We start from the raw sequence: 23858 nt of genomic DNA, 5'->3' as shown, positions 1-23858 counted from the left end.
GCCCTCACTGGCCGGTATGCTGTGCGATGGGCGGTGCCCCGGATGCGTTGTCGACCTGCACCTGGTCACCGGCCTTGACGTGTTGCAGCCCCTCGACCACCACCCGCTCGCCGGGGGCCAGGCCTTCGCTGACGACCCAGCGGTCGCCTTGGGCGCTGCCCAGTACCACCTGGCGATCGCTGACCCGCGCTTGCTGGTCGACCACCAGCACCTTGGGCACGCCGGCACTGTCGCGCAGAATGGCGCGCTGCGGCACGCTCAGGCCCTTGGGTTGCACGGCCTGTTCCAGGCGCACGCGCACGTAGCTGCCGGGCAGCAGGTCGAGGTCCGGGTTGGGGAACTCGCTGCGCAGGGTGATCTGGTTGGTGGTGGGGTCGACGCTGATGTCCGAGAACAGCAGCTTGCCTGGCAGTGGGTAGGCGCTGCCGTCGTCCTGGATCAGCGTGGCGCGGGCCTGGCCGTCGCCCACCTGCTGCAATTGGCCTGCGCGCAAGGCACGGCGCAGGGCGTTGAGCTCGCGGGTAGACTGGGTAACGTCGGCATGGATCGGGTCCAGCTGCTGGATGGTCGCCAGCGGGGTGGTCTCGTTCTGGCCGACCAGGGCGCCTTCGGTGACCTGGGCACGGCCGATGCGCCCGGAAATCGGCGCCGTCACGGTGGCGTAGCCCAGGTTCAGGCGGGCGCGCTCCAGGGCGGCCTTGGCGGCCGCCACTTCAGCGTCGGCTTGCAGGAAGCTGGCCTTGGCGTTGTCGTATTCCTGGCGGCTGACAGCCTTGTCGTCGACCAGCTCGCGGTAGCGCTGCTCCTGCAAGCGTGCTTGGTACAGGGTGGCCTCGGCCTTGGCCAGGGTGGCGCGGGCGCTGTCATGGTCGGCCTTGAACGGCGCCGGGTCGATCAGGAACAGTACATCGCCCTGTTTGACGTCACTGCCTTCGCGGTACACACGCTTGAGCACCACGCCCTCGACGCGCGCGCGCACTTCGGCGGTGCGCGGCGCCAGGATGCGGCCGCTGAGTTCGCTGCTGATGGCCAGCGGCTGCAGTTGCAGGGTTTCTACCCGCACTTGCGGGGTAGGGGCTTTTTCGTCTTGCTCGGCGCTGTCGCCACAGCCGGCCAGGGACAGGCTCAGAAACGCCATGAGCGCCACGGGGCGCAGGCGAGGGGGGAGGGTAATAGGCATGCGGATCTTCCGATGATGACCGCACCTATGGTACGGCAGGTATTGCCCGTGCGGCTGTTAACAGCTGTAGGGCGAGTGTGAAAAAGTGTGAAGAACAATCCTTTCGGGCGGTTGGGTTCTATATTCTGCGTACACCTGTGCCGGCCTCTTCGCGGGCTTGCCCGCTCCCACAGGTATTGCACAGGTTTCAGGTTCTGTGCGGCCCCTGTGGGAGCGGGCAAGCCCGCGAAGAGGCCAGTGAGGTCTACCACAACCTAGATCCCAAGCCCCTATGCCGAATATTTTCCTGGTCGAAGACGACAGCGCACTTTCCGAGCTGATCGCCAGCTACCTGCAACGCAACGACTTCCATGTCCAGGTGATCGCCCGGGGCGATCATGTGCTGGACGAATATCGTCGGCAAAAACCCGACCTGGTCATCCTCGACCTGATGTTGCCGGGTATCGATGGGCTGCAACTGTGCCGGCTGCTGCGCCAGGAGTCGCAGAACCTGCCGATCCTGATGCTCACTGCCCGCGACGACAGCCATGATCAGGTATTGGGCCTGGAAATGGGTGCCGACGACTACGTGACCAAACCCTGCGAGCCGCGCGTGCTGCTGGCCCGCGTGCGTACCCTGCTGCGCCGCAGCAGCGTCAACGAGCCGCGGCTGGATAACGACCTGATCCTGATCGGTGGCCTGCGCATCGACCTGGCCGAGCGCACGGTCAGCTGGCGCGGCGAGGAAGTGGAGCTGTCCAGCGGCGAGTACAACCTGCTGGTGGTACTGGCGCGCAATGCCGGCGAAGTGCTGAACCGCGACCGTATCTTGCAGCAGCTGCGCGGTATCGAGTTCAACGGCACTGACCGTTCGGTGGACGTGGCCATCTCCAAGCTGCGGCGCAAGTTCGACGATAACGCCGGCGAAGCGCGCAAGATCAAGACCGTGTGGGGCAAGGGCTACCTGTTCAGCCGCGTCGAGTGGGAGTGCTGACCGGCCATGCTCAAGATCCTGGTGCGGCTGTACCTGGTGATCATCGTCGCCTACGCCGGTGCGCTGCTGTTCATTCCTGACACCATCGTCGGCCTGTTCCAGGAGCGTTTCATGGCCTACAACCTGGACCAGGCCAAAGGCGTGCAATCGTTGATCGTGCGCCAGTTCCACCAGGCCCCGCGCGAGCAGTGGCCGGCCGTGGAGCAGGACCTGGCCAGCGCGTTCGCCCCGCTGGAAGTGAAATTGCTGCGCATGGACCAGGCCGAACTGAGCGCGGACGAACAGGCGCGCCTGGAGCACGGCCAGTACGCTGTGCGCATTGCCGAGTGGGGTTACTACGAAACCGTGCTGGCACCGCTGGACAAGCACTGGCTGGTGCGCCTGCATGCACCGCCAGACCCGCTGGACATCAATGTGCTGTCGTGGGGCGTGACCGTGCTGATCGGTGCGGCCATGCTGGGCTGCCTGCTGTTATGGGTATGGCCGCACTGGCGCGACCTGGAGCGCCTGAAGGAAACCGCCCGGCGCCTGGGCCAGGGGCAGATGGCCGAGCGCACACACATTTCGCCGCATTCCAACATTGGTGAATTGGCCGGGGTGTTCGACACCATGGCCAGTGACCTGGAACGCCACGTCAACCAGCAGCGCGAGCTGCTCAATGCGGTGTCCCATGAGCTGCGTACACCGTTGACCCGCCTGGACTTCGGCCTGGTGCTGCTGTTCGACGAAGTGCCGCCGGCCAGTCGCAAGCGCCTGCTGGAACTGGTGGGGCATGTGCGCGAGCTGGATGAGCTGGTGCTCGAACTGCTGTCCTACAGCCGCCTGTACAACGCCGACCACGCCCGCGAGCGGGTCGAGGTGTCGCTGCTGGAACTGGTCGACAGCGTACTCGGTGGTTTTGCCGAAGAGCTTGATGGCCGGGGTATCCAGTGGGAAGTACGGGCCGAGGGCAATTTGCCCCGGTTTGTGCTGGACCCACGGCTGACGGCGCGGGCGGTGCAGAACCTGGTGCGCAATGCCATGCGCTATTGCGATGAAAGCCTGCTGCTGCGCTTGCGTCTGGAGGACGATGGCGCCTGTCTGCTGACGGTTGAGGATGACGGGATCGGCATACCGGTGGAGGAGCGGGAGCGGATTTTCCAGCCGTTCTACCGGCTGGATCGCAGCCGCGACCGCAACACCGGTGGGTTCGGCCTGGGCCTGGCGATCAGCCGGCGGGCGATTGAAGGGCAGGGCGGCACCCTGACGGTCGCGCAGTCGGCGCTGGGTGGGGCGCAGTTCAGGATTCGCTTGCCTGCCGGGTAGTGCCCAGCACGTGATGTTTTTCAGGCAATCGCGTTGTTGCCCAAACTTCGGGCTTTTTCTTGTTGGCCGCATCTTGTAGTTTTACAGATCGTTTACCCAGGGAGCTGAACATGCAAGGCAAGGCCCGCAAGATCGTCCAGGCCATTCTCTACGAAGCCATCGCCGTCGCCTGCGTGGCGCCCGCGCTGGAGCTGGCGTTCGGTGCCGGCATGGCGCAATCGGCGGTGTTGTCGGTGCTGATGTCGGGCATCGCGATGAGCTGGAACATGGGCTACAACTGGGTGTTCGAGCGCTGGGAAGCGCGCCAGCGCCAGCGTGAGCGCACATTCATGCGGCGTTTGCTGCACGCCTTGGGCTTCGAGGGCGGGTTGGTGGTGATCCTGCTGCCATTGGTGGCGTACTGGCTGGATGTGAGCCTGTGGGCGGCGCTGCTGACCAACCTGGCGCTGTTCGTGTTCTTCTTCGTTTACGCCTTTGCCTTCCAGTGGGGCTTCGACAAGGTGTTCGATGTGCCGCTTTCGGCGCAGCAGGCCAAGTGTTGACTTTGTGCTGCACTACCGGCTAAGTTCCTACCCCATGAATACATTCCCGCATGTGAACGCCATTATTATTACCGCCATTATCAGCTTGGCGGGCTAGCGCGTACGTGCACCTGACCCGCCCTGGAGGCGGGTTTTTTCTTTCTGACTCCTGGGCAACGTAAAAACAGCCAAGGAGTCATTGATGACCAGTTTCAGCGTCCCTCGTACTACCGTCACCCCCCAGCAACTGCTGTCGGAGCAGGTGCGGCGCATTCTGGCCGCGCCGGTGTACGACCTGGCCATCGAAACCCCACTGCAAGCCGCGCCTGCCCTGTCTGCCAGCCTGGGTAACCAGGTGCTGCTCAAGCGCGAAGACCTGCAACCTACCTTCTCGTTCAAGATCCGCGGCGCCTATACACGTCTGTCACGCCTCAGTGCTGTGCAACGCGAGCGCGGGGTGATCACCGCCTCGGCGGGCAACCATGCCCAGGGCGTGGCCCTGGCGGCGTCGCACCTGGGCCTTAAGGCCACCATCGTCATGCCGACCACCACGCCGTCACTGAAGGTGGAAGGGGTGCGTTCGCGCGGCGGGCATGTGGTGCTGCACGGTGAGAGCTTCCCGCACGCCCTGGCCCACGCGCTGAAGCTGGCCGACAGCGAAGGGGCCACCTTTGTGCCGCCCTTCGATGACCCGGACGTAATCGCCGGGCAGGGTACCGTGGCCATGGAAATCCTGCGCCAGCGCCCTGGCGCGCTGGACGCCATTTTTGTACCGGTGGGCGGTGGCGGGCTGATCGCCGGTATCGCCGCCTACGTGAAGTACCTGCGCCCGGAGGTGAGGGTGATTGGCGTCGAGCCGGAGGACTCCAACTGCCTGCAGGCCGCCATGGCCGCCGGCGAGCGGGTGATCCTGCCGCAGGTCGGCACCTTTGCCGACGGTGTGGCGGTAGCGCAGATCGGTGCCCACTGCTTCGAGCTGTGCCGGCATTTTGTCGACGAGGTGGTTACCGTCAGCAGTGACGAGCTGTGCGCGGCGATCAAGGACATCTACGACGATACCCGCTCTATCACCGAGCCGTCCGGTGCCCTGGCCGTGGCCGGGATCAAGAAGTACGTGGCACGTGATGGCGTGCAGGGGCAGACCCTGGTGGCCATTGATTCCGGGGCGAACGTCAATTTCGACCGCCTGCGGCATGTGGCCGAGCGGGCTGAATTGGGCGAGCAGCGCGAGGCGATCATTGCCGTGACCATCCCGGAGCAGCCGGGTAGCTTCCGCGCCTTCTGCCAGGCGCTGGGCAAGCGGCAGATCACCGAATTCAATTACCGCTATTACCCCGGCAAGGAAGCGCGCCTGTTCGTCGGGGTACAGACTCACCCTGTGCACGACCCGCGTGACCAGCTGCTGGCCAACCTGCGCGAGCAGGGTTACAGCGTGCTGGACCTGACCGACAACGAGCTGGCCAAACTGCATGTGCGTCATACCGTGGGTGGCCACGCGGCGCCGGGTGCTGATGAGCGGGTGCTGCGCTTTGAGTTCCCCGAGCGCCCAGGGGCGTTGCTGGGCTTCCTGGAGCGGTTGGGCAAGCGTTGGAACATCAGCCTGTTCCATTACCGCAACCACGGCGCGGCGGAGGCCCGGGTATTTGCTGCGCTGGAGGTGCCGGCGGATGAGTCGGCGGGTTTGCCCTTGGCACTGGACGAGATGGGGTATCGGTATTGGGATGAGACTCACAACCCAGCGTACAAGCTGTTCCTGGGCTGACGGTTAACCCACACCGGCACCGGGGGCCGCTGTGCGGCCCACCGCTGCGCCTGCCGGGATCGCGCGGGCGGCTGCCTGGCGGGCAGCGCCCATGATCACCCCACTTCGGCTTGCTTGTTCAACTGCTCGCACTGCACCTGCGCAGCGGTCCGGCTCGGGTAGCTCGGCTTGAGCCGCTCCTTCGCCTGGTTGTCGTAAATGTCGAACCCTCCACACACGGTGGCGGCGTAGAAGCGGCTACCTACGCGGAACGACTCCTTTTCGATCGGCACAGCGGGAACGATAACGAATCTGGTTTGCATGTTTCGTGCCTCCCCAGGCAGAGACTTAAGTATTAGTCGCACCCGTGATAAGCATCAAGAACGCTCATGAATAAAACCGATGTTGATGACGCATTGGTGAACCCGTCCGTCGCCTGGGTGGCGGCTATGGGGTTTCCTCATCCACAGTGGTGGAACAACCCCTGGGCCAGGTGGTCTCCTATGATGGCTTCAACCGGACCAGGCGGTATTGCACACGCGACGCCCAAGTACTGTGGAGCCCTCAGATCCCCGCCATTCAGGGACAAGGCGGTTGTTTACGTTCAGGCGGGTAAAGTTAGGTAAAAGCGGCCACGGCACATACACGGATCAGTATTGTGGTTTGTACTGACCAGTTAAAGATGCCATTGATGAACACACTTCCGTCGCAGCCAAGCGCTGAACGCGGGGCGTTCTCCAGTTTCGAGGCGTGTCGCAACACCCGACAGGGCCCGGTGGTGATCCTTGCCTCCGGTGCCTCTGCCAGGCATTTTCCGCTGGGCGAATTCGCCCATTTGCCCATCATCGCCATGAACGGGTCGGTCGCGATGACCGCCGAGCACGGCCTCAAGCCTTTCTTTTACGTTTGCACCGACAAAAGTTTCCGCCAGCAACAGCCGGGCTTCTTCGCCACTGCCGTGCGCGACAGCGAGCGCCTGGCGCTGTGGCCTGAGCAGTATGCGGGTGCCGATGTGCCAGCCGGCACCGAGTGTTATGCCTTGCACAAGGCCGACACGCCGGGCCTGCTGGACGGCTTGCGTGGCCATGGTGCCAGCTGTGTGTGCAACCGCGCACTGTGGAGCAAACGCAGCCGCTCGATTGCCTTCAGCAAAGACTTGGCCCATGGTTTCTTCGATGCCCGCACAGTGGCGTATGTGGCCTTGCAGCTGGCCTATCACCTGGGCTTTGAAGAAGTGTTGCTGGTAGGGGTAGACCTCGATCAGAGCGTTGGGCGCTTTTACGAGAATGGCCAGGGGCAGTGCTCGCCGTGCGGGCTCGACCAGCATTGGGACAGCCGTATTCTGCCGTCGTTGACGCTGATGGCCAGGGAAGTGGTCAACGAGCATTTCCATGTCTACAACCTGTCGGCAACGTCGCGCATTCCCGCCGCACTGATCCCCAAGGTCAATCTCAACCAGGCGCGGCACATTGCTGGCTGCGCAATTACCTGAGCAACAAAACGGGTGCAGGAAGGACTGTGGATGCGTACAGTCAGTTGATCGCAATCTGCAGGAGCCCGCTATGTCCAGCGCTTTCACTTTCATGCAATCGCCCGTCGGCACCCTGACCCTGGTGGCCCGCGGCGATTGCCTGGCAGCCGTACTGTGGGAAGAGGAACGGGAAAACCGCGTGCGCCTCGGTGCCTTGCACCGTGACGACCAGTGCCCGGTGCTACAGGACACCGCGCGGCAGCTTGGCGAATACTTTGTTGGCAAACGCCGTCGCTTCGAGCTGGCGCTGGATTTTGCCGGTACCGAGTTCCAGCGCCAGGTGTGGGCCGCGCTGCTGGCGATACCTTTTGGTGAAACCCGCAGCTACAGTGACATCGCCCGGCAAATTGGCAACCCCAGCGCGGTGCGAGCGGTAGGCGCCGCCAACGGTCGCAACCCGATCTCGATCATCGCGCCTTGCCACCGCGTGATCGGTGCTTCGGGCAGCCTGACCGGCTTTGCCGGTGGCCTGGCGGCCAAGCAGTATCTGCTGGCGCTGGAGGGGCGGCAAAGCCTGGCACTGGACCTGTAGGCGTCAGCCGAACCAGCTGGCGACCAGGCAGACCAGCACCGCAAGCGCCGAACCGGCCATCAGGGTGTACTGCCGATGGGCGCAGCGCGCATGGGTCTTGACTGCACGCAGGTACTCGCCGGGTGTCGGGGCATCGGGCCTGTGGCGCAAACCCTCGGCCACGTCGGCAAGCTGGCCCTGGATCAGCAAGCCGACCAGGCAGTAGGTGCAGGTGTAACTCAGCAACGCCAGAAACACATAGATCATGCGGGGTGCGGGTCCAACGGATGGGCCATTGCACTGGCAGTGCCAAGGTCCAGGATGATCAGCCCTTCACTGTGATCATCCAGGCTGGCCAGCAAACGCCCCTGGCTGTCCCACGCTGCCGAACCGCCGGCACCGATGAAGGTGTCGGCCGGCCCCACGCAGTTGGCCATCAACACCGGCATACCCAGTTCACGAGCCACCTCCGGGTAATGCGCGTAGCCCTCGCGGATGCCCTTGGCGGTTTTCGCCACGCTGACCAGGTACAGGTCGGCGCCGTGCTCGCGGGCTGCAGCTGCGTGCGCCATGAACATCGATTCGTAGCAGATCGCCGGTGCCAGCCGGTGCTCGCCGACCTGCAGCAGCAGTGCCTGATCGCCAGGGGTGAAATAGGGCAGCTCGTCATCATGCAGGCGCCGTTTGGCATAGGCCTGGCGCGGTGCCCCGGGGCTGAAGATCGGCATGCCGATGCGAATGCCGTCGGGTGTCGGCAACGGCAGGCCTACGGCCACCGTGATACCCAGGCGGTCACAGGCTGCCTGCAGCTGGCCCAGTCGCTCGGAATTGACCGGCAAGGCGGCCTGGCGCGCAAGGCTTGGCTCATAGCCGGTCAGCGACAGTTCGGGGAAGACCACCAGCTCGGCGCCAAGGGCCGCAGCTTGCTCGATGCAGGCCAGATGACGCTGGAGGTTGCCTGGCAAATCGCCCTTGAGCGACGCCAGTTGTACGGCGCACAGTTTCATGAAAAAACCCTTCCCTGGTACAGGTTGAAGGGCTGAGCATACTATCGGCACCAACGCCTGTACCAGTGAAGGGTTTTTTCAGGTTGCCGGGTGCGTTGCGAAGCGCTGGCGGAACCAGTCGTCGAGCATGGCCTTCTCGGCATACAGGCGGTCGCTGCTGCTGGCGACCCGGCCGGGGCGGCTGAGGTACATCTTGTCACTGACCCGTTCCTGGGCCTGCTGGGCGGGTTTGCCCGGCTGGTTGAGGGTGTAGGTCAGGTCGATGGTCGGCCAGGTGATCTCGCGCATGAAGCGCACATCGTAGGCCTGGCTGTGCCAGGGCTCGAAGCGCCCGGCCAGGTCGATATCGCGGATGTCGATAACCAGTTGCTGGCCCGGTTGCAGGTAACGCTGACCGAGCTTTTGCAGGTACTGGGTGAGGGATTTCATCACATAGGCATCGGCGCCACGCGCATAACCGTGGCTGTCCAGGCTGGCATCGCGGAATTTTTCCGGGTGGTCGAAATGCACCTCGACCTGCGCGGGCGGGGCGCCTTGTGCCATGCTGTGCAGTGACAGCGCCATGAGCACGGCACACACGAGGGCGGTACGCATGATGCACCTCCGGAGTAGATGGGGGGTGTCTCCATTTTACGCCCGCCATGGCAGCGCCTGCAGAGGAAGATTGTAATGGAGCGGTTTCGGCGGTTACTCGCCAATATCCGGGGACGTGACCTTGCAGTGGGCGATATCCATGGTCACTTCCAGCGCCTGGAGCAGTGCCTTGAAGCGGTGGGTTTCGACCCGGCCGTAGACCGTCTGTTCAGTGTGGGTGACCTGGTCGACCGTGGGCCGCACAGCGAGGCCGTGCTGGAGTGGCTCGCACGGCCTTGGTTCCATGCGGTGCAAGGTAACCATGAGGCGCTGGCAATCACTCGCGTGCGAGGGGGGCGGCTTGACCTGGATATGTACCGCGCAGCGGGCGGAAGCTGGTTCCTGGACCTGCCGCGCAAGGCGCAATTGCGTTTCGTGGAACGCTTCGAGCAGTTGCCGATTGCCATTGAGGTGGAAAGCGCGGCCGGCCTGGTCGGGTTACTGCATGCAGACAGCCCGTTTGCGGACTGGGCAGTGCTACGTTCCAGCCTGCAACTGGATGACGACCCTGAAGTCCGCAAGGTGTGCCAATGGTCGCGGCGGCGCCTGAAGGAAGGCGATACAGAACAGGTACAGGGCCTGCGTGCCTTGCTGGTCGGCCACACGCCGGTGCTGGAGGCAAAGCGGCTGGGCAATGTCTGGCACCTGGATACGGGGGGCTGGGCGGGCGGCCATTTTACCTTGATGGACATGCGCACCCTGCGCCTGGTCAGCCCTGGGCCAGATGCAGCACCAGCGCCGCAGCCAATATCACCAGCATGATCCCTGAAGCCCGCTCCAGCCATGGCAGGCAGCGGGCGAAACGCTGCAGTACCCGCTGGTTGCCGATGGCCACGGCTACCAGCAGGTCCCAGAGCAGGACGATGCTGAACATCCACAAGGCGTAGGCCGATTTCCAGCCGGCGCTGGCACTGGCGACCATGCTGGCCAGGCTGGCATAGAACAGCGCGTTCTTGGGGTTGAGGATGCCGGACAACAAACCCATGCCCACATTGCGCCACCAGCCTTGAACCCGCTGGTTGTGAGCGACTGCGCGCAGGCTGGTTTGCCCGGCATGACGCAGGAACAGTACGCCGATGTACAGCAGGTAACCGGCGCCGGCCAGTTGCAGGGTGGTGAACAGCAGGCTGCCTTCCTGCAGCACCGACAGGCCGGTGAAGGCCATGGCGATGAACGCGCCATTGGCCAGGGCAATGCCCAGGCAGGCGCCACTGGCGATGCGCCAGCCGCTGTTGATCGAGCTGCGGGCGACCAGGAAGAAGTCCGGGCCGGGTGAGAGCAGGGCGAGAAAGTGGGCGAGGGCGATGATCAGGAACTGTTGCATGGGCGGGGCGGCTCTGCGGGAAAAACCGCAGTCTGCTGCCGGGGCTGTCGGGCGTATTGAAGAATATTGCGTGGTAGTGCGTTGGGGCTGCTGCGCAGCCCTATCGCGACACAAGGCCGCTCCCACAAAGGTCCTGCGTATGCCGTTCAATGTGGGAGCGGCCTTGCGTCGCGATCGGGGCGCAAAGCGCCCCCAGGATCTCAAGGGCTGCGCACATCCCGATACTGCCCCGGCGTCACCCCCACATGGGCCTTGAACACCCGCTGGAAATGGCTTTGGTCGGCAAACCCGAGCTGGTAGGCCACCTCCGCCAACGCCAGCCCTTCACCCAACAACTGCCGCCCGCGATTGACCCGGGCATTGAGCACATAGGCATGTGGCGTCAAACCGGTGGCCGTGCGGAACGCGCGGATCAGCTGGTAGCGCCCAAGGCCGGCCTCGCGGGCCAGTACCTCCAGGTTCAGCTGCGCGGGGTCTTGCCCTTCGAGGCGCGCGATCAACTCGCTCAACGCAGTCGCCCCCAGGGCGGGGGCCGCTGCCAGAGGGGCTTGTGCGGAAAAGTCCAGGTCACCCACAAAGGCAATCAGCGCCGCATCCTTCTCACTGTTGCTGGCGCTGGAGAACAGCAACCTGTTCAGCTCGCAGAACTGCCCATACACCGCCGGCGCCCGGCAGATACGCGCCGGCTCGCCGGGCCCGGCGCCGCCCAGCCCCGACTCCAGGCGCACGTGTGCCAGCCAGTCGGCATCCACATGCAGCATCTGGTAGCTCCAGGCGTGGCCGGGCTCGGGGTTGCAGGCATGTACGCGGTGGGCTGGCACCAGCACCAGCGTGCCGGGCGTCAGCCGTTCCTGCCCATGCGCGGCGCCGCTGAAATGGCTGTGGCCGGCATCCACCGCACCGATGGAAAACGTCGGGTGGCTGTGGGCCTTGTAACAGGCCCGGCTATGACAGGCGCGGCGGCTTTCCACATGCGGGAGTGCCGGGTCGCGCCACAGCGCGGCGTGGGGGCGGGGCATCACAAGGTCCTCGATTTCACCGGCAGCGTAACAGGTGCCGCGTACCCATACAGTTTTTATCGCTGGCTGTAACTTGACCGCAAGGCCCGGCACGCGCCGAAATAGACGCCTGTTGCCCAAGGAAAACAACAATGGACCTTTCAAGCCTGCTGCTTTTCATCCCCGCCTGCTTTGCCCTGAACATGGCGCCGGGGCCGAACAACCTGCTGTCGCTGCACAACGCCAGCCGCTACGGGCTGCGCACGGCCTGCGTGGCAGGTGGTGGTCGCATCGTCGCCTTCAGCGGCATGATCGCCCTGGCGGCCATGGGCCTGGCCGTGGTGCTGCACACCAGTGAATACCTGTTCCTGGCCATCAAGGTAGTGGGTGCGGCGTACCTGTTCTACATCGCCTGGCAACTGTGGCGTGCACCGGTAGGCGAGGCAGTGGTGGCAGCGGACCACCCGGGTGGCACCTGGCGCCTGATCCGGCAGGAGTTCTGGGTGGCGGCCGGTAACCCCAAGGCCATCCTGATCTTCACCGCCTTCCTGCCGCAGTTCATTTCGGTCGGCAGCACCACGCCGGTGAGCGAGCAGTTCCTGTGGCTGGGGGTATTGTTCCTGCTGCTGGAATGGGCAGCCATCGCCATCTACGCAGGCCTGGGCGCCTACCTGCAGCGCTGGTTCAGCCAGCCCGGCCCGCGCCGCTTGTTCAACCGGGTCAGCGCCTCCCTGCTGGGCTGCGCCGGCCTCGGCTTGCTGGCGGCGCGGCGCTAGAACTGCCAGCGCACCCCCAGGTTGACGCCGCTGGCTTCCTGCTGGCGGCTGTCCAGGTTGGCGGTGTACTGCACGCCGCCATGCAGGCTCAGCGCTTGGCTGACCTGCGCCACCACGCCGCTTTCCAGTTGTACCGAGGTGTAGCGGTAGTCGGTCTTGATCTTGTCGACATCATCGAAGGTCAAGGTGTCGCGGCCACCGTCGCCGTGCCACAGGTTGACTTGCGCATAGGGCTGCAACAGGCGCCCGCTGCTTCCCGTGAACGCACCTTCCAGGCGCACCCCCAAGCGCCCGGTCAGCTCTACCTGGGCGTCATGGCTGATGTGCGAGACACTATCGTTTGCGCTGTCGAGCGAGACTTTTTGTGCAATCAGCTGGGCTTGCGGCTCCAGCGTCCAGCGTTCGGACAGGGCGATGGGGTAGCCGGATTCCAGCGACGCCGTCCAGGCGTGGCCATCGATGTCCAGCTTGTCGCCGCGGTGCGAGCGGGCACGTCCATCTAGACGGGTGTACTGCAACACTGCATCCAGATACGCGCCTTGTGGCCCGACCAGCGTCCAGTAAGTGCCGACGCTGTCACCATCAAGTTTCAGGTCACCCACGCTGCGGTCTTGCTCGGCCAGGGCGAAACCTTTGACATCGGCGTCCAGGCGGCTGTGGCTGACGTAAAAGCCGACATGTTGGCGATAACCGCCGTCACCCGTCTTGGCATACATGTCCTGGCCCACCTTGAAACCGTACAGGTCGCCATCCAGGCTTGGGCTGACCATACCGCTCCATTGCTGGCGCAGGGTGCCGCCGTAGGCCTGCCCCCAACTGGCAGGCAGGGCGCCTTCGCCTTTGAGCAACTGTTGGTCGCCCTGGCGCTGATGGAAGGTGCCCAGGGCCTGGCGGGCGATGATCGCAGCGCCTCTTGGGGCGGCAGCGTAAACCGGGACTTCCGGGCGATACAGCGGCAGGCTTTCGCCTTGCACGGGGGCAGGCAGGTCAACCTGGCCAGGTGCCGGTGCGGCAACAGGTGGTGTCTGGGCCGGTGCTATCACAGGTGGCTCGCCCGGCTGTGAAGGTTGTGTGGGTTGTTCGGGCTCGGGTACCGGTGCTGGAGCAGGTGGCGCGACCAGCGTCGAGCGCAGGTACCAGCTGTTTTCGCTGCCAGCGGTTACACCACCTTTGAACAACCGGTAGTCATAGGCACCCACCGATAGCGTTTGCGTCTGCACGAATGCAGTGGCAGTGCTGGTGGCGCCGTCACGGGCTTCGACGACCTGGATGCCGTTCTGTGCAGTTGCTGCACCCGCGCCATTGAGGTTGTTGACGAGCAATCGCGTGGAGCCGCTGATGGCGCCACGGCTGACCACCAGGCGGTCGGAGGCAGCGCCATCGCCTGCCAGCACGCTATTCAGGCGCAGGGTGCCGTTGTTGCCGGTGTAATCGCCCTGGATTGTCAGGCGGCCCTGAGCGTCGTTGCCACGGCTCAGGTCGAGGGTGCCGGCGTTGACTACCGATGCCTTGCTGTCATTCTGGATGCTGACGATGCTGCCCTGGCGGCTGATCAGCGCGCTGCTTGCATCGATTTGCAGGGTCCCGGTCCCAGTGGCGGGGATCACGCGTGGCTGATCGCTGCCGAGGTCTCCCAGCGTGAGGGTGTCGTTGAGGGTGAGCTGGCTGCCCTGCTTGAGGTTGATGGCCTCCCAGTTTATATACGACGCACCCTGGCCGACCTGGCTCTGCTCGAACGTCAGGGTGTCCGTGCCGGTGCCGCCGTCCAGGATAACGGCCGAGTTGCCAAGGTCGAGGGCGCGGACGATGGCGGTGTCATCGTCACTCTCCATGATGACCCGCTTACCGATCTGGCCACCTGTCCAGGTAAATTCATCCTTGCCGTTGCCCGTGCGTATTTCGCCTTTGAGCGTGCCGCCGCTGATGGTGATCTTGTCAACGCCGCTACTGGTACTGATATCACCGCCGATGGTGCCGCCCGTCATGATGATCGTGTCGTTGCCAAGCCCGCTGACAACGTTGCCAACAACAACGGTTTCTACACCGAGCCCTTGGGAAATCTCGAGGAAGTTGTCAGCGAGCTTGAGATCGATTCGGCCAATGCTGCCGCCTTTGAACCACGCGGTGTCACCATCTTCAAAAGCGCCCGTGATGGTGCCGCCGGTCATGTTGAACGTGTCCATGTCACCGCCCTGGTTCAACGACCCTAGCGTGCCGCCAGACATCGTGAAGGTGTCTTCGCCATTGCCTTGTTGCAATGACTGGACCGTTCCGCCGCTGAGGATGAACTCATCAGCGGCATCGGTTTGCACGAGGGCGCCCAGGGTTTCACCGGGTGTAACCGTCAGGGATTGGGAATGAGCCAGCAATGGCAGTGCCAGCAGGGGGAAGGGCAGCAGCAAGCGGGGGCATCGCATAGGCAGGTCTCCGGGTCCATTGAAGGGTCCACTACCTGAAGCGACGCCAGCGGGGCGGCTTCGGCCCTGCCAGAGTTGTATGTAATGTTTGGTGAGGGGGCAACTGGCAAAAATGTCAGGTGGCCCGCTGCCATCAATCGCGGTAGAACGTTTGCACCAGGTGGTAACCGAACTTGCTCTTGATCGGCCCGTGCACTACACGCAAAGGCTTCTTGAAAATAACCTGGTCGATGGCGCCGACCATCTGCCCCGGGCGGACTTCACCCAGGTCGCCACCGCGCTTGCCGGAAGGGCAGATAGAAAACTTTTTGGCGAGCACGTCGAAAGCCTCGCCGTTGGCGATGCGCTGTTTGAGCTTTTCGGCTTCGTCAGCGGTCTTGACCAGGATGTGGCGGGCTTGGGCTTTCATGGGGTACCTGAGCTTCGGGGCGCAAAAAAAGGGGCGCATTATGCCTGATAGATTCGCTTTGTAGGAGCGGCCTTGTGTCGCGATGGGCCGCAAAGCGGCCCCAGATTTTCAGCTTCGCAGTACAGATTGCCGGGGCCGCTTTGCGGCCCATCGCGACACAAGGCCGCTCCTACAGGGACCGCGGTAGTTATTCGACGTTAGCCTTTTGCACGTCCTGCGACGCCGACCAGATGCGGTAGCGCACCTCGACATCTTTGGGCACATACACCACCACCGGCAACTTGCTGTTGTAGCGCAGCAGGAAGCCGTCACCGACCACCGGCACGAAGGCCTGGGTCTTCTTGCCATCCGGGCAGGCCATCAGGGTGCTGGCCGGGCCGCTGACTTTGTCCAGACGGTAGTAGTTGTAGCCCCAGCCTTCCAGGGTGCGTTCTTCCAGGCTGCCGCCCAGGCGCTGGCGATTGCAGTCGACCTGCAACGTCTTGCCGGCGAGGATTTCCAGTTTATAGGCCGACTCATCGGCCTGTGCCGGCAGGTGGATGACCTGCCGGGTGAAGCCTTTTTCCGCCTCTGGGTAAGGCGCGACATCCTTCAGGCTGGCAGCCATCACAGGCGCGGCGGCAGCCAGGGTGAGGGCCAGAATTGCGGTCATCGGGGTAGGGCGCATACGGCCTCCTTGCAGATAAACGAATGCGAACCCGCCGCCAGGCCCAGGCCGCCCGTCACTGGGCCAACCAGCCACCATCGACGTTCCAGGCGGCGCCGCGAACCTGGCTTGCGGCCTCGCTGCACAGGAATAGTACCAGTTCACCCAGGTGCTCGGGGGTGACAAACGCCAGCGACGGTTGCTTTTCGGCCAGCAGATCATGCTGTGCTTGCAGCGGATCGCCACCGTTGGCAGCACGATCGTCGATCTGCTTTTGCACCAGCGGGGTCAGCACCCAGCCGGGGCAGATGGCGTTGCAGGTGACATTGCTGGTGGCAGTTTCCAGGCCCACCACCTTGGTCAGGCCGACCACACCATGCTTGGCTGCCACGTAGGCTGCCTTGCCGGTCGAGCCGACCAGGCCATGCACCGAGGCAATGTTGATGATGCGCCCCCAGTTGCGTGTGCGCATGCCCGGCAGGGCCAGGCGCGTGCCATGGAACACGGCTGACAGGTTGAGGGCGATGATCTTGTCCCAGCTTTCCAGCGGGAACTGCTCCACCGGCGCTACATGCTGGATACCGGCGTTGTTGACCAGGATGTCGACGCCGCCGAATTCGCGGTCGGCCAAGGTGAACAACGCTTCAATCTGGGCCACGTCCGACAGGTCGGCCGGATGGTGAACCACCTTCACGCCATGGCGGGCGATTTCGGCTATGGCCGGTGCCGGGTCGCCAAAGCCGTTGAGCACGATATTGGCGCCAGCGCGTGCCAGCACCTGGGCGATACCCAGGCCGATGCCGCTGGTGGAACCGGTAACGAGTGCAGTCTTGCCTGTGAGGGTCATGCAAAGCTCCTTATCAAGTAACGGCAGGTCCGGCCTCTTCGCGGGTAAACCCGCTCCCACAGTACCCCGAAAGATCCAGCTTCTGTGAAGACCCTGTGGGAGCGGGTTTACCCGCGAAGAGGACGGGCCTGATAACTCATCCTCTGGGGTCGAACGCTTCGCGCAAGGCATCGCCGATAAACACCAGCAACGACAAGATCACCGCCAGCGCAAAGAACGCCGTAAAGCCTAGCCACGGTGCCTCCAGGTGTTGCTTGCCCTGGGTCACCAGCTCACCCAGCGAGGCACTCCCGGCCGGCATGCCGAAACCGAGAAAATCCAGTGCAGTCAGGGTGGTGATCGCCCCGGTCAGCATGAACGGTACATAGGTCAGCGTTGCGTTCATGGCATTGGGCAAGATATGCCGCAGCATCAGCTGGCTGTCCGAAAGCCCCAGCGCGCGTGCGGCTTTCACGTACTCCAGGTTGCGCCCACGCAGGAACTCGGCGCGCACCACATCGACCAGGGCAAGCCAGGAGAACAGCGCCATGATCCCCAGCAACCACCAGAAATCCGGCTCGACAAAACCGCTGAGAATGATCAGCAGGTACAGCACCGGCAACCCTGACCACACCTCCAGCAGGCGTTGCCCGAGCAGGTCCACCCAACCGCCGTGGTAGCCCTGCAACGCGCCGGCCGCCACGCCGATAAACACGCTGACCACGGTCAGGGCGAAGGCGAACAGCAGCGATACCCGCGTGCCATACAGCACCCGGGCCAGCACATCGCGGCCCTGGTCGTCGGTGCCTAGCCAATTGCTTGCGCTGGGCGGGCTGGGGGTGGGTACCCGCAGGTCGTAGTTGGGGGTGTCGGCGCTGAACGGGATGGGCGCGAACAGCATCCAGCCGCCCTGGTCGGCGATCAGTTGGCGTACATAGGCACTGCGATAGTCGGGCTGGAACGGCAACTGGCCGCCGAATGCCTGTTCGGTGTAGCGCTTGAGCGCCGGTACGTACAGGTCGCCCTTGTAGCCCAGCAGCAGTGGCTTGTCGTTGGCCACCAGCTCAGCGCACAGGCACAACAGCAAAAGGCCGGCGAACAGCCACAGCGAGACCCAGCCGAGGCGGTTGCGGCGAAAGCGTTGCCAGCGGCGGCGCGAGACGGGGGAAAGCATCAGTGCGCCCTCGTGTCAAAGTCGATACGCGGGTCGAGCAGGGTGTACGACAGGTCACCGATCAGGCGGATCAACAGGCCCGCCAGGGTGAAGATGAACAGGGTGCCGAACACCACCGGGTAATCTCGCGATACGGCGGCCTCGTAACTCAGGCGGCCCAGGCCATCGAGCGAGAAGATCACCTCGATCAGCAACGACCCGGCGAAGAACACCGTGATCAGTGCCTGCGGTAACCCGGCCACCACCAGCAGCATGGCATTGCGCAGCACATGGCCGTACAGCACCCGGCGCTCACTCAGGCCTTTGGCGCGGGCGGTGACCACGTACTGGCGGGAGATCTCGTCGAGGAACGCGTTTTTGGTCAGCAATGTAAGGGTGGCGAAACCGCCAATTACCAAGGCCCCCACCGGCAGCACCAGGTGCCAGAAGTAGTCGGCCATCTTGCCCAGCAGGCTGAGTTCGTCGAAGTTTTCTGAGACCAGCCCGCGTACCGGGAACCAGTTGAGCGAGGTGCCGCCGGCAAACAGCACGATCAGCAGCAGGGCGAACAGGAACGAGGGCAGGGCGTAGCCGATCACGATCAGTGCGCTGCTCCAGGCATCGAAGCGGCTGCCGTGGCGCACCGCCTTGCGGATGCCCAGCGGGATCGATACCAGGTAGGTGATCAGCGTGGCCCAGAAACCCAGCGACAGGGTGACCGGTAACTTGTCGAGGATCAGGTCGGTGACTTTGGCGCCGCGGAAGAAGCTGTTGCCAAAATCCAGCCTGGCATACTGGCCGAGCATCAACCACAGGCGTTCGGGGGCGGACTTGTCAAAGCCGTACTGGCGCTTGATCTCTTCGATCAGTTTCGGGTCCAGGCCGCGGGTGGCCCGCGACTCGCTGTGCACCACTTCGGCCCGGGCGCCGGGTGCGCCGCCACCCAGGCCTTGCAGCCGCGCCACGGCCTGTTCCACCGGGCCACCCGGCGCGGCCTGGACGATGACGAAATTGACCAGCAGGATCGCCAGCAGCGTCGGGATGATCAGCAACAGGCGGCGCAGGATGTAGGTGGTCATGGCGCGGCCTGCCGGCGTTCGGCCATTTGCACGTTGGTCAACGGGGTGGGGCTTACCTCCCACCAGGTGTCCAGGCCTTCGTCATAGGCGGCCTGGACCTTGGGCAGGCCGAAGCGGTTCCACCAGGCGGTGGAGCTGCCCGGCGGGTAGTAGTTGGGGATCCAGTAGTAGTTCCATTGCAGTACCCGGTCCAGGGCATGGGCGTGGTTCAGCATGTCGGCCTGGGTGTCGGCGCGCACCAGGCCGTCGATCAGCTGGTCCACGGCCGGGTCCTGCAACACCATCAGGTTGTTCGAGCCGGGGTCGTGGGCGGCTGCCGAGCCAAAGTAGTTGTACAGCTCGGCACCGGGCGACAGGGTGACCGGGTAGCCGGTGACGATCATGTCGTAGTCACGTGCCATCAGGCGGTTGACGTACTGGGCAGAATCGACATTGCGAATGTTCAGGGTGACGCCGATCTGTGCCAAGTTGCGTTTCCACGGCAGCAGCAGGCGCTCCAGGCCTGACTGGCCGTTGAGGAAGGTGAAGGCCAGCGGCGCGCCCTGGCTGTTCACCAGGCGGTCACCTTCGGGGTGCCAGCCGGCTTGTTCAAGCAGGTCCAGGGCGTGCAACTGCTGCTTGCGGACAATCCCCGAGCCATCGGTGACCGGGGCGGTGAACACGGTGGTGAAGACTTCGTCCGGTACTTTGCCGCGCAGCGGATCGAGCAGCTTCAGTTCGCCTGCATCAGGCAGCTGGCGGGCTGCCAGCGGCGTGTTGGAGAACACGCTCTGCTGGCGGATGTACAGGTTGCGCATCATCTGCCGGTTGCTCCACTCGTAGTCCCACAGCATGCCCAGCGCCTGACGCACGCGGCGGTCCTTGAACTGCGGCTGGTCGAGGTTGAACACAAAACCCTGGGCGACCTGCGGTTTGGCCGGCCCCAGGTGGGCGCGTTGCAGGCGGCCGTCGTCCAGTTGCGCGCCGTTGTAGCCCAGGGTGTAGGCGGTGGCGGAGAACTCGCGGTTATAGTCGTAGCCACCGCCTTTGAGCACCTGCCGCGCCACTTCGGTGTCGCCGAAGTACTCGATGCGCAACTGGTCGAAATTGTAGCGGCCCCGGCTGGCCGGCAAGTTGCGCGCCCACCAGGTCGGGTCGCGTTCGAAGGTGATGCTGCGGCCGTTGTCGATGCGCCCGATGCGGTATGGCCCGCTGCCGACCGGCTTGTCGAAGGCGGCACCATTGGCGAAGTCGCGCTGCTGCCAGTCATGTTCGGGCAGCACGGGCAGGCTGGCGAGGTCCAGCGCCAGGGTGCGGCCGTGGTCGGGCCTGAAATCGAAGCGCACGTGCTGCGGGCCTTCCACGGTCACGCCGGTCACGTCGGCGAACTGGGTGCGGTATTTAAGGCTGCCCTTGCTCATCAACAGCTCGAAGGTGAACCGTACGTCCTGGGCGCGCACCGGTTTGCCATCGGCGAAGGTAGCACGCGGGTCAATCTCGAAACGCAGCCAGGCATCCTCTGGGCCACGCTCCATGTTCCGGGCGATCAGGCCGTAGACGGTGTAGGGTTCATCGAACGAGCGTACCGCCAGTGGCGCGTACAGCAGGCCGTCGACCTCGCTGACGCCGATGCCCTTGTCGATGTACGGCAGGATATGGTCGAACTGGCCGATCTCGATCGCCGAGCGGCGCAGGATGCCGCCTTTGGGGGCGTCGGGGTTTACGTAGTCGAAATGCTGGAAGTTGGGGGTGTAGCGGGGGGCTTCGTCGTAGACGGTGAGGGCGTGGCTGGGAGCGGCCTGGACCGTAAAGCCCATGCACGAAAATACAAGCCCCCACAATACCTGTGGGAGCGGGTTTACCCGCGAATGCGTCGGAGCAGGCAACGAGGTTGTCTGGTCTGGCCTCTTCGCGGGTAAACCCGCTCCCACAGGGGGTCTGATCACCGGGAGGGGTGAATCAGTCCTGGCGGCTGGTCACTTCCAGCAGGTGGTAGCCGAACTGGGTCTTCACCGGGCCTTGCACGGTGTTGACCGGGGCGCTGAACACCACGGTGTCGAATTCCTTGACCATCTGGCCCGGGCCGAACGAGCCCAGGTCACCGCCCTGACGGCTGGACGGGCAGGTGGAGTTGGCTTTGGCGATTTCAGCAAAGTCGGCGCCTTTTTCGATCTGGGTTTTCAGTTCGTTGCACTTGTCTTCGCTGCTGACCAGGATGTGGCGGGCGGTTGCACGGGCCATGGGTACTGCTCCTTGGGGTAAAAAGGCAAGCCTAGCGCACTTGCCTGGGGTATGTCTCGCCAGGCTCGCAACCTTGGGCTTACAGTTTTTGTGCCGCCTCACGCAACATGGTCTCGGTCGATGCCCAGCCGAGGCAGCCGTCGGTGATCGATACGCCGTACTTGAGTGCACCCTTGCCCAGCGCCTGGCAGCCATCGAACAGGTGCCCCTCGATCATCACGCCAACAATGGAGCGGTCGCCGCCCAGGCGTTGTTCCAGCACATCGTTGAACACTGCTGGCTGACGTGCCGGGTCCTTGCCGCTGTTGGCATGGCTGCAATCGACCATGATCCGCGCCTGAATGCCCACCTTGGCCAGTGCCTGGCGGGCCATGGCGATGCTGCTGGCATCGTAGTTGGGGCCTTTGTGGCCGCCGCGCAGTACCAGGTGCGTGTCCGGGTTACCCAAGGTTTCGATGATTGCCGGGTGGCCCTGCGTATCCATGCCGAAGTGGCGGTGCGGGTGGGCAGCGCTTCGCATGGCGTCGCTGGCAATGGCGATGCCGCCGTCGGTGCCGTTCTTGAACCCGACCGGCAGTTCCAGGCCACTGACCATTTCGCGGTGAATTTGCGATTCGGTGGTGCGTGCGCCAATCGCAGCCCAGGCCAGCAGGTCGTCGAAGTAGCCGGCGGCCATCGGTTGCAGCAGCTCGGTGGCAACCGGCAGGCCACGTTCGATCATGCTCAGCATCAGCCCGCGGGACAAGGCGATACCCGAGTGCATGTCGTCGCTGCCATCAAGGTGCGGGTCGTAGGCCAGGCCTTTCCAGCCCACGGTCGTACGCGGTTTTTCGACGTAGGCGCGCATCACCAGCAGCAGCTTGTCACCGACTTCGCGGCTGAGGGCGGCCAGGCGGTCGGCGTATTCCAGGGCCGAACGTGGGTCGTGGATCGAGCACGGGCCGACGATTACCAGCAGGCGCTGGTCGCGGCCTTCGAGGATGTTGCGTATAGCCTGGCGGTGGGCCTGGACTTGCTGGGCCAGTTCACTGGACAGTGGCATCTGCTGCTTGAGCAGGTGCGGGCTGGGCAGGCGCTTGCTGACGGTGGTGTTGGCTGCTTGCGGCTGGGTCAGGGGCAGGGCGAGGTTGGTAGCTTGCATGGCGTTTTTCCCTGGGCGGACGGCGGGTTCAGGCCCGCGTGGTCGGCCCTATCGAGGTGTTCGACAGATCGTTGAATTCGTATTGGCTGCTGCATTGCCACCTGTAGAGGACCGATCGGAGGCGGCAGGCTGGCCCGAACGGGATTGGCTAAATCGCCAGGCATAGGTGTTTGCGTAGTAATAAGTGGCGTAGTTCATGAATCTGTCCTCAATGTGAATCGGTGTTGTTCAAAGGCCTGAAAAGCAAAACCCCCGGTCGGGGAGCCGACCGGGGGTTTGAGTATTCTCATGTTCGGCGGCCCCTCGAAGGTGGGCGCCGTGTGGGTATCGGCGCCTAGTGGCTAAACCAATACCCAAAGTAATAGCTGTCTGGTGCCATGCAGCCGGCAACGGCCAGCACAGGGCGCAGGTTGCGACCGGTGTGGTTGGCGTGGTTGCGGACGTGTTTTGGCATGTTGCTCTCCAGTGAATGAGCCCGAGCTTACTTCAGTTACGGCGGGCCATTCAATGGATAAATGCTATGGGGTCGATCATTTATTTTTGTACTGGGTGGTTCAATGGCCGTAACGCCCGACCAGGCTCTGCGCACCCAATGCGTGGCCTTGCAGCAACTGCAACAGGCCACTGCGGTCCAGGCCTTCGGGCAGCGTGCCCAACGGCAGGTCGGTGGCGATCAGGGTCAGTGCGTAATGGTGCGGGTTATCGCCTGCGGGTGGGCAGGGGCCTCGGTAGCTGAGGGTTCCACGCGAGTTGCGCCCCACAGTCACGTATTGCCCACTGAGCCCCGCCATGCCTTCCTTGAGCCCATCGTGCTCCGGGTCGATGTTGTAGGCTACCCAGTGCACCACGCCGATACCCTTGCCGCCGTCCGGGTCGAACATGATCAGCGCGAGCGACCGGGTACCTGCGGGTAGGTTTTCCCAGCTCAATTGCGGGGTGCGCTCTTCACCGGCGCCGCAGGCCGGGTCGGGGCCGACCTGCTGCAGGGCGATCACCCCACCATCGGTGAACGACGAGGAACTGATCGACAGCGCCCCTTGGTTACTGCTGTTGGCCAACGCCGTGCAAGGCAGCAGGGCGGCGAGCAGCCACGGTTTGACGTTCATGACGAATCCTTCGCAGGGCCTTGGGGCGCAGTGTAGCCGAGGCAAGCCTTAGTGGCTGTCCTGGTCCTCGGCGGTGCCGCCGGTGTGCCCGGCGCCAGAGCCGGTCGCCTCGCCCGTGCTGTTGGAACCCCCACTGGCCCCGTCGGCGGCATCGCTGTTGCTGCCGGTGTCGCTGCTGTCGTTGTCCTGGCCACTGCCGGGGCTGTTGACGCTGCTGTCGTCACCGGCGGTCTTGCCGCCAGACTGATCGGTTTGCGGACGGCTGTCGGTGTTGGTGTCGGTGGCGGCGAAGGTGGTGCCGGTGAGGCTGGTCAAGGCCAGCGCCAGGCACAGGGAAAGCGGGCGAATGCGGATCATGGGA

The 23858-nt window shown here is 64.0% G+C and carries 26 protein-coding genes; 8 read left to right on the top strand and 18 right to left on the bottom strand.

From position 1 onward, the window contains the following. Nucleotides 1-4: 4 nt before the first annotated feature. Nucleotides 5-1180, bottom strand: a complete 1176-nt coding sequence (locus tag N805_RS08975; protein WP_028613877.1) for an efflux RND transporter periplasmic adaptor subunit — start codon at nucleotides 1178-1180, stop codon at nucleotides 5-7. Between the two features lie 271 nt (nucleotides 1181-1451). Between N805_RS08975 and N805_RS08970 the strand changes: the two genes are divergently transcribed. The 4 genes from N805_RS08970 (at nucleotide 1452) to ilvA (ending at nucleotide 5741) form a co-directional block, all read left to right on the top strand. Continuing rightward, nucleotides 1452-2153 carry a response regulator transcription factor gene (locus tag N805_RS08970; RefSeq protein WP_016487321.1) on the top strand — a complete coding sequence of 234 codons (702 nt, stop codon included), beginning with the start codon at nucleotides 1452-1454 and terminating at the stop codon, nucleotides 2151-2153. A gap of 6 nt (nucleotides 2154-2159) precedes the next feature. Next, nucleotides 2160-3458, top strand: a complete 1299-nt coding sequence (locus N805_RS08965) for an ATP-binding protein (RefSeq protein ID WP_028613878.1) — start codon at nucleotides 2160-2162, stop codon at nucleotides 3456-3458. 110 nt (nucleotides 3459-3568) lie between these two features. After that, the gene (locus tag N805_RS08960; RefSeq protein WP_016487315.1) at nucleotides 3569-4000 is read left to right on the top strand and encodes a PACE efflux transporter; all 432 of its coding nucleotides are present in this window, start codon (nucleotides 3569-3571) and stop codon (nucleotides 3998-4000) included. Nucleotides 4001-4181: 181 nt separating this feature from the next. Next, nucleotides 4182-5741 carry a threonine ammonia-lyase, biosynthetic gene (ilvA, locus tag N805_RS08955; protein WP_028613879.1) on the top strand — a complete coding sequence of 520 codons (1560 nt, stop codon included), beginning with the start codon at nucleotides 4182-4184 and terminating at the stop codon, nucleotides 5739-5741. 95 nt (nucleotides 5742-5836) lie between these two features. Here the strand turns inward: ilvA and N805_RS08950 are convergent, their stop codons facing one another. Then, nucleotides 5837-6043, bottom strand: coding sequence for a hypothetical protein (locus tag N805_RS08950; protein WP_028613880.1), 207 nt, complete (start codon nucleotides 6041-6043; stop codon nucleotides 5837-5839). A gap of 368 nt (nucleotides 6044-6411) precedes the next feature. Here N805_RS08950 and N805_RS08945 point away from each other — a divergent pair, with 368 nt between their 5' ends. Together N805_RS08945 and N805_RS08940 are read left to right on the top strand one after the other, a co-directional pair. Next, on the top strand, nucleotides 6412-7212 hold the full coding sequence (locus N805_RS08945) for an LPS biosynthesis protein (protein ID WP_028613881.1): 801 nt from the start codon (nucleotides 6412-6414) through the stop codon (nucleotides 7210-7212). Nucleotides 7213-7282: 70 nt separating this feature from the next. After that, entirely contained in the window at nucleotides 7283-7783 is a 501-nt protein-coding gene (locus N805_RS08940) for a methylated-DNA--[protein]-cysteine S-methyltransferase (RefSeq protein WP_028613882.1), read from the top strand. A 3-nt stretch (nucleotides 7784-7786) separates the two neighbouring features. Here the strand turns inward: N805_RS08940 and N805_RS08935 are convergent, their stop codons facing one another. The 3 genes from N805_RS08935 to N805_RS08925 form a co-directional block, all read right to left on the bottom strand. Beyond that, nucleotides 7787-8029: a hypothetical protein gene (locus N805_RS08935; protein ID WP_028613883.1), complete on the bottom strand. Its 243-nt coding sequence runs from the start codon at nucleotides 8027-8029 to the stop codon at nucleotides 7787-7789. Next, nucleotides 8026-8769, bottom strand: coding sequence for a carbon-nitrogen hydrolase family protein (locus N805_RS08930; protein ID WP_028613884.1), 744 nt, complete (start codon nucleotides 8767-8769; stop codon nucleotides 8026-8028). The genes N805_RS08935 and N805_RS08930 overlap by 4 nt, the downstream gene beginning before the upstream one ends. A gap of 78 nt (nucleotides 8770-8847) precedes the next feature. Next, entirely contained in the window at nucleotides 8848-9363 is a 516-nt protein-coding gene (locus N805_RS08925) for a DUF3016 domain-containing protein (RefSeq protein ID WP_028613885.1), read from the bottom strand. 75 nt (nucleotides 9364-9438) lie between these two features. Here N805_RS08925 and N805_RS08920 point away from each other — a divergent pair, with 75 nt between their 5' ends. After that, nucleotides 9439-10164: a metallophosphoesterase gene (locus N805_RS08920; RefSeq protein ID WP_028613886.1), complete on the top strand. Its 726-nt coding sequence runs from the start codon at nucleotides 9439-9441 to the stop codon at nucleotides 10162-10164. Here the strand turns inward: N805_RS08920 and N805_RS08915 are convergent. Next, the gene (locus tag N805_RS08915) at nucleotides 10112-10726 is read right to left on the bottom strand and encodes a LysE family translocator (protein ID WP_028613887.1); all 615 of its coding nucleotides are present in this window, start codon (nucleotides 10724-10726) and stop codon (nucleotides 10112-10114) included. The two genes, N805_RS08920 and N805_RS08915, sit on opposite strands and share 53 nt — an antisense overlap. A 200-nt stretch (nucleotides 10727-10926) precedes the next feature. After that, nucleotides 10927-11745, bottom strand: a complete 819-nt coding sequence (locus N805_RS08910) for a helix-turn-helix transcriptional regulator (protein ID WP_028613888.1) — start codon at nucleotides 11743-11745, stop codon at nucleotides 10927-10929. Nucleotides 11746-11876: 131 nt separating this feature from the next. Between N805_RS08910 and N805_RS08905 the strand changes: the two genes are divergently transcribed. After that, nucleotides 11877-12500, top strand: coding sequence for a LysE family translocator (locus N805_RS08905; RefSeq protein WP_028613889.1), 624 nt, complete (start codon nucleotides 11877-11879; stop codon nucleotides 12498-12500). Here the strand turns inward: N805_RS08905 and N805_RS08900 are convergent. The 11 genes from N805_RS08900 to N805_RS08850 all read right to left on the bottom strand — a co-directional run bounded on the left by N805_RS08900 (nucleotide 12497) and on the right by N805_RS08850 (nucleotide 23854). Next, a complete protein-coding gene (locus N805_RS08900) occupies nucleotides 12497-14917 on the bottom strand; it encodes an autotransporter outer membrane beta-barrel domain-containing protein (RefSeq protein ID WP_028613890.1) in 2421 nt (806 codons plus the stop codon). The genes N805_RS08905 and N805_RS08900 overlap by 4 nt on opposite strands. Before the next feature lie 133 nt (nucleotides 14918-15050). Next, nucleotides 15051-15326, bottom strand: a complete 276-nt coding sequence (locus N805_RS08895; protein WP_016499499.1) for a peptidylprolyl isomerase — start codon at nucleotides 15324-15326, stop codon at nucleotides 15051-15053. A 187-nt stretch (nucleotides 15327-15513) separates the two neighbouring features. Further along, nucleotides 15514-15993, bottom strand: a complete 480-nt coding sequence (gene eco, locus N805_RS08890) for a serine protease inhibitor ecotin (protein WP_028613891.1) — start codon at nucleotides 15991-15993, stop codon at nucleotides 15514-15516. A 55-nt stretch (nucleotides 15994-16048) separates the two neighbouring features. Next, on the bottom strand, nucleotides 16049-16819 hold the full coding sequence (gene hbdH / locus N805_RS08885; protein WP_028613892.1) for a 3-hydroxybutyrate dehydrogenase: 771 nt from the start codon (nucleotides 16817-16819) through the stop codon (nucleotides 16049-16051). A 136-nt stretch (nucleotides 16820-16955) separates the two neighbouring features. Then, nucleotides 16956-17972 (bottom strand): ABC transporter permease, encoded by a 1017-nt coding sequence (locus tag N805_RS08880; protein WP_028613893.1) that lies wholly within the window; start codon nucleotides 17970-17972, stop codon nucleotides 16956-16958. After that, nucleotides 17972-19030 (bottom strand): microcin C ABC transporter permease YejB, encoded by a 1059-nt coding sequence (locus N805_RS08875; protein WP_028613894.1) that lies wholly within the window; start codon nucleotides 19028-19030, stop codon nucleotides 17972-17974. The genes N805_RS08880 and N805_RS08875 overlap by 1 nt, the downstream gene beginning before the upstream one ends. Continuing rightward, on the bottom strand, nucleotides 19027-20826 hold the full coding sequence (locus tag N805_RS08870; protein WP_028613895.1) for an extracellular solute-binding protein: 1800 nt from the start codon (nucleotides 20824-20826) through the stop codon (nucleotides 19027-19029). The genes N805_RS08875 and N805_RS08870 overlap by 4 nt, the downstream gene beginning before the upstream one ends. A 142-nt stretch (nucleotides 20827-20968) precedes the next feature. Beyond that, nucleotides 20969-21250 carry a peptidylprolyl isomerase gene (locus N805_RS08865; RefSeq protein WP_028613896.1) on the bottom strand — a complete coding sequence of 94 codons (282 nt, stop codon included), beginning with the start codon at nucleotides 21248-21250 and terminating at the stop codon, nucleotides 20969-20971. 79 nt (nucleotides 21251-21329) lie between these two features. After that, the gene (locus tag N805_RS08860; protein ID WP_028613897.1) at nucleotides 21330-22391 is read right to left on the bottom strand and encodes a 3-deoxy-7-phosphoheptulonate synthase; all 1062 of its coding nucleotides are present in this window, start codon (nucleotides 22389-22391) and stop codon (nucleotides 21330-21332) included. A 554-nt stretch (nucleotides 22392-22945) separates the two neighbouring features. Beyond that, nucleotides 22946-23497 (bottom strand): YbhB/YbcL family Raf kinase inhibitor-like protein, encoded by a 552-nt coding sequence (locus N805_RS08855; protein WP_028613898.1) that lies wholly within the window; start codon nucleotides 23495-23497, stop codon nucleotides 22946-22948. A 48-nt stretch (nucleotides 23498-23545) separates the two neighbouring features. Then, the gene (locus N805_RS08850; RefSeq protein ID WP_028613899.1) at nucleotides 23546-23854 is read right to left on the bottom strand and encodes a hypothetical protein; all 309 of its coding nucleotides are present in this window, start codon (nucleotides 23852-23854) and stop codon (nucleotides 23546-23548) included. Between the last annotated feature and the right edge of the window lie 4 nt (nucleotides 23855-23858).

The organism is Pseudomonas putida S13.1.2 (genome assembly GCF_000498395.2).
In the GTDB taxonomy this organism is placed as follows: Bacteria; Pseudomonadota; Gammaproteobacteria; order Pseudomonadales; family Pseudomonadaceae; genus Aquipseudomonas; species Aquipseudomonas putida_Q.
Note: the sequence above shows the minus strand (reverse complement) of the source record. Positions and strands in the feature narration are given on the sequence as shown.

What these genes read in the sequence shown, in the direction of transcription:
- N805_RS08970 (WP_016487321.1), top strand. Translation starts at nt 1,452, where the DNA reads ATGCCGAATATTTTCCTGGTCGAAGACGACAGCGCACTTTCCGAGCTG.
- N805_RS08935 (WP_028613883.1), bottom strand. Translation starts at nt 8,029, where the DNA reads ATGATCTATGTGTTTCTGGCGTTGCTGAGTTACACCTGCACCTACTGC.
- N805_RS08945 (WP_028613881.1), top strand. Translation starts at nt 6,412, where the DNA reads ATGAACACACTTCCGTCGCAGCCAAGCGCTGAACGCGGGGCGTTCTCC.
- N805_RS08865 (WP_028613896.1), bottom strand. Translation starts at nt 21,250, where the DNA reads ATGGCCCGTGCAACCGCCCGCCACATCCTGGTCAGCAGCGAAGACAAG.
- N805_RS08850 (WP_028613899.1), bottom strand. Translation starts at nt 23,854, where the DNA reads ATGATCCGCATTCGCCCGCTTTCCCTGTGCCTGGCGCTGGCCTTGACC.
- N805_RS08870 (WP_028613895.1), bottom strand. Translation starts at nt 20,826, where the DNA reads ATGGGCTTTACGGTCCAGGCCGCTCCCAGCCACGCCCTCACCGTCTAC.
- ilvA (WP_028613879.1), top strand. Translation starts at nt 4,182, where the DNA reads ATGACCAGTTTCAGCGTCCCTCGTACTACCGTCACCCCCCAGCAACTG.
- N805_RS08880 (WP_028613893.1), bottom strand. Translation starts at nt 17,972, where the DNA reads ATGCTTTCCCCCGTCTCGCGCCGCCGCTGGCAACGCTTTCGCCGCAAC.
- N805_RS08905 (WP_028613889.1), top strand. Translation starts at nt 11,877, where the DNA reads ATGGACCTTTCAAGCCTGCTGCTTTTCATCCCCGCCTGCTTTGCCCTG.
- N805_RS08855 (WP_028613898.1), bottom strand. Translation starts at nt 23,497, where the DNA reads ATGAACGTCAAACCGTGGCTGCTCGCCGCCCTGCTGCCTTGCACGGCG.
- N805_RS08900 (WP_028613890.1), bottom strand. Translation starts at nt 14,917, where the DNA reads ATGCGATGCCCCCGCTTGCTGCTGCCCTTCCCCCTGCTGGCACTGCCA.
- N805_RS08925 (WP_028613885.1), bottom strand. Translation starts at nt 9,363, where the DNA reads ATGCGTACCGCCCTCGTGTGTGCCGTGCTCATGGCGCTGTCACTGCAC.
- N805_RS08920 (WP_028613886.1), top strand. Translation starts at nt 9,439, where the DNA reads ATGGAGCGGTTTCGGCGGTTACTCGCCAATATCCGGGGACGTGACCTT.
- N805_RS08960 (WP_016487315.1), top strand. Translation starts at nt 3,569, where the DNA reads ATGCAAGGCAAGGCCCGCAAGATCGTCCAGGCCATTCTCTACGAAGCC.
- N805_RS08965 (WP_028613878.1), top strand. Translation starts at nt 2,160, where the DNA reads ATGCTCAAGATCCTGGTGCGGCTGTACCTGGTGATCATCGTCGCCTAC.
- N805_RS08930 (WP_028613884.1), bottom strand. Translation starts at nt 8,769, where the DNA reads ATGAAACTGTGCGCCGTACAACTGGCGTCGCTCAAGGGCGATTTGCCA.
- N805_RS08895 (WP_016499499.1), bottom strand. Translation starts at nt 15,326, where the DNA reads ATGAAAGCCCAAGCCCGCCACATCCTGGTCAAGACCGCTGACGAAGCC.
- N805_RS08975 (WP_028613877.1), bottom strand. Translation starts at nt 1,180, where the DNA reads ATGCCTATTACCCTCCCCCCTCGCCTGCGCCCCGTGGCGCTCATGGCG.
- N805_RS08940 (WP_028613882.1), top strand. Translation starts at nt 7,283, where the DNA reads ATGTCCAGCGCTTTCACTTTCATGCAATCGCCCGTCGGCACCCTGACC.
- N805_RS08950 (WP_028613880.1), bottom strand. Translation starts at nt 6,043, where the DNA reads ATGCAAACCAGATTCGTTATCGTTCCCGCTGTGCCGATCGAAAAGGAG.
- hbdH (WP_028613892.1), bottom strand. Translation starts at nt 16,819, where the DNA reads ATGACCCTCACAGGCAAGACTGCACTCGTTACCGGTTCCACCAGCGGC.
- N805_RS08860 (WP_028613897.1), bottom strand. Translation starts at nt 22,391, where the DNA reads ATGCAAGCTACCAACCTCGCCCTGCCCCTGACCCAGCCGCAAGCAGCC.
- N805_RS08875 (WP_028613894.1), bottom strand. Translation starts at nt 19,030, where the DNA reads ATGACCACCTACATCCTGCGCCGCCTGTTGCTGATCATCCCGACGCTG.
- N805_RS08910 (WP_028613888.1), bottom strand. Translation starts at nt 11,745, where the DNA reads ATGCCCCGCCCCCACGCCGCGCTGTGGCGCGACCCGGCACTCCCGCAT.
- eco (WP_028613891.1), bottom strand. Translation starts at nt 15,993, where the DNA reads ATGCGCCCTACCCCGATGACCGCAATTCTGGCCCTCACCCTGGCTGCC.
- N805_RS08915 (WP_028613887.1), bottom strand. Translation starts at nt 10,726, where the DNA reads ATGCAACAGTTCCTGATCATCGCCCTCGCCCACTTTCTCGCCCTGCTC.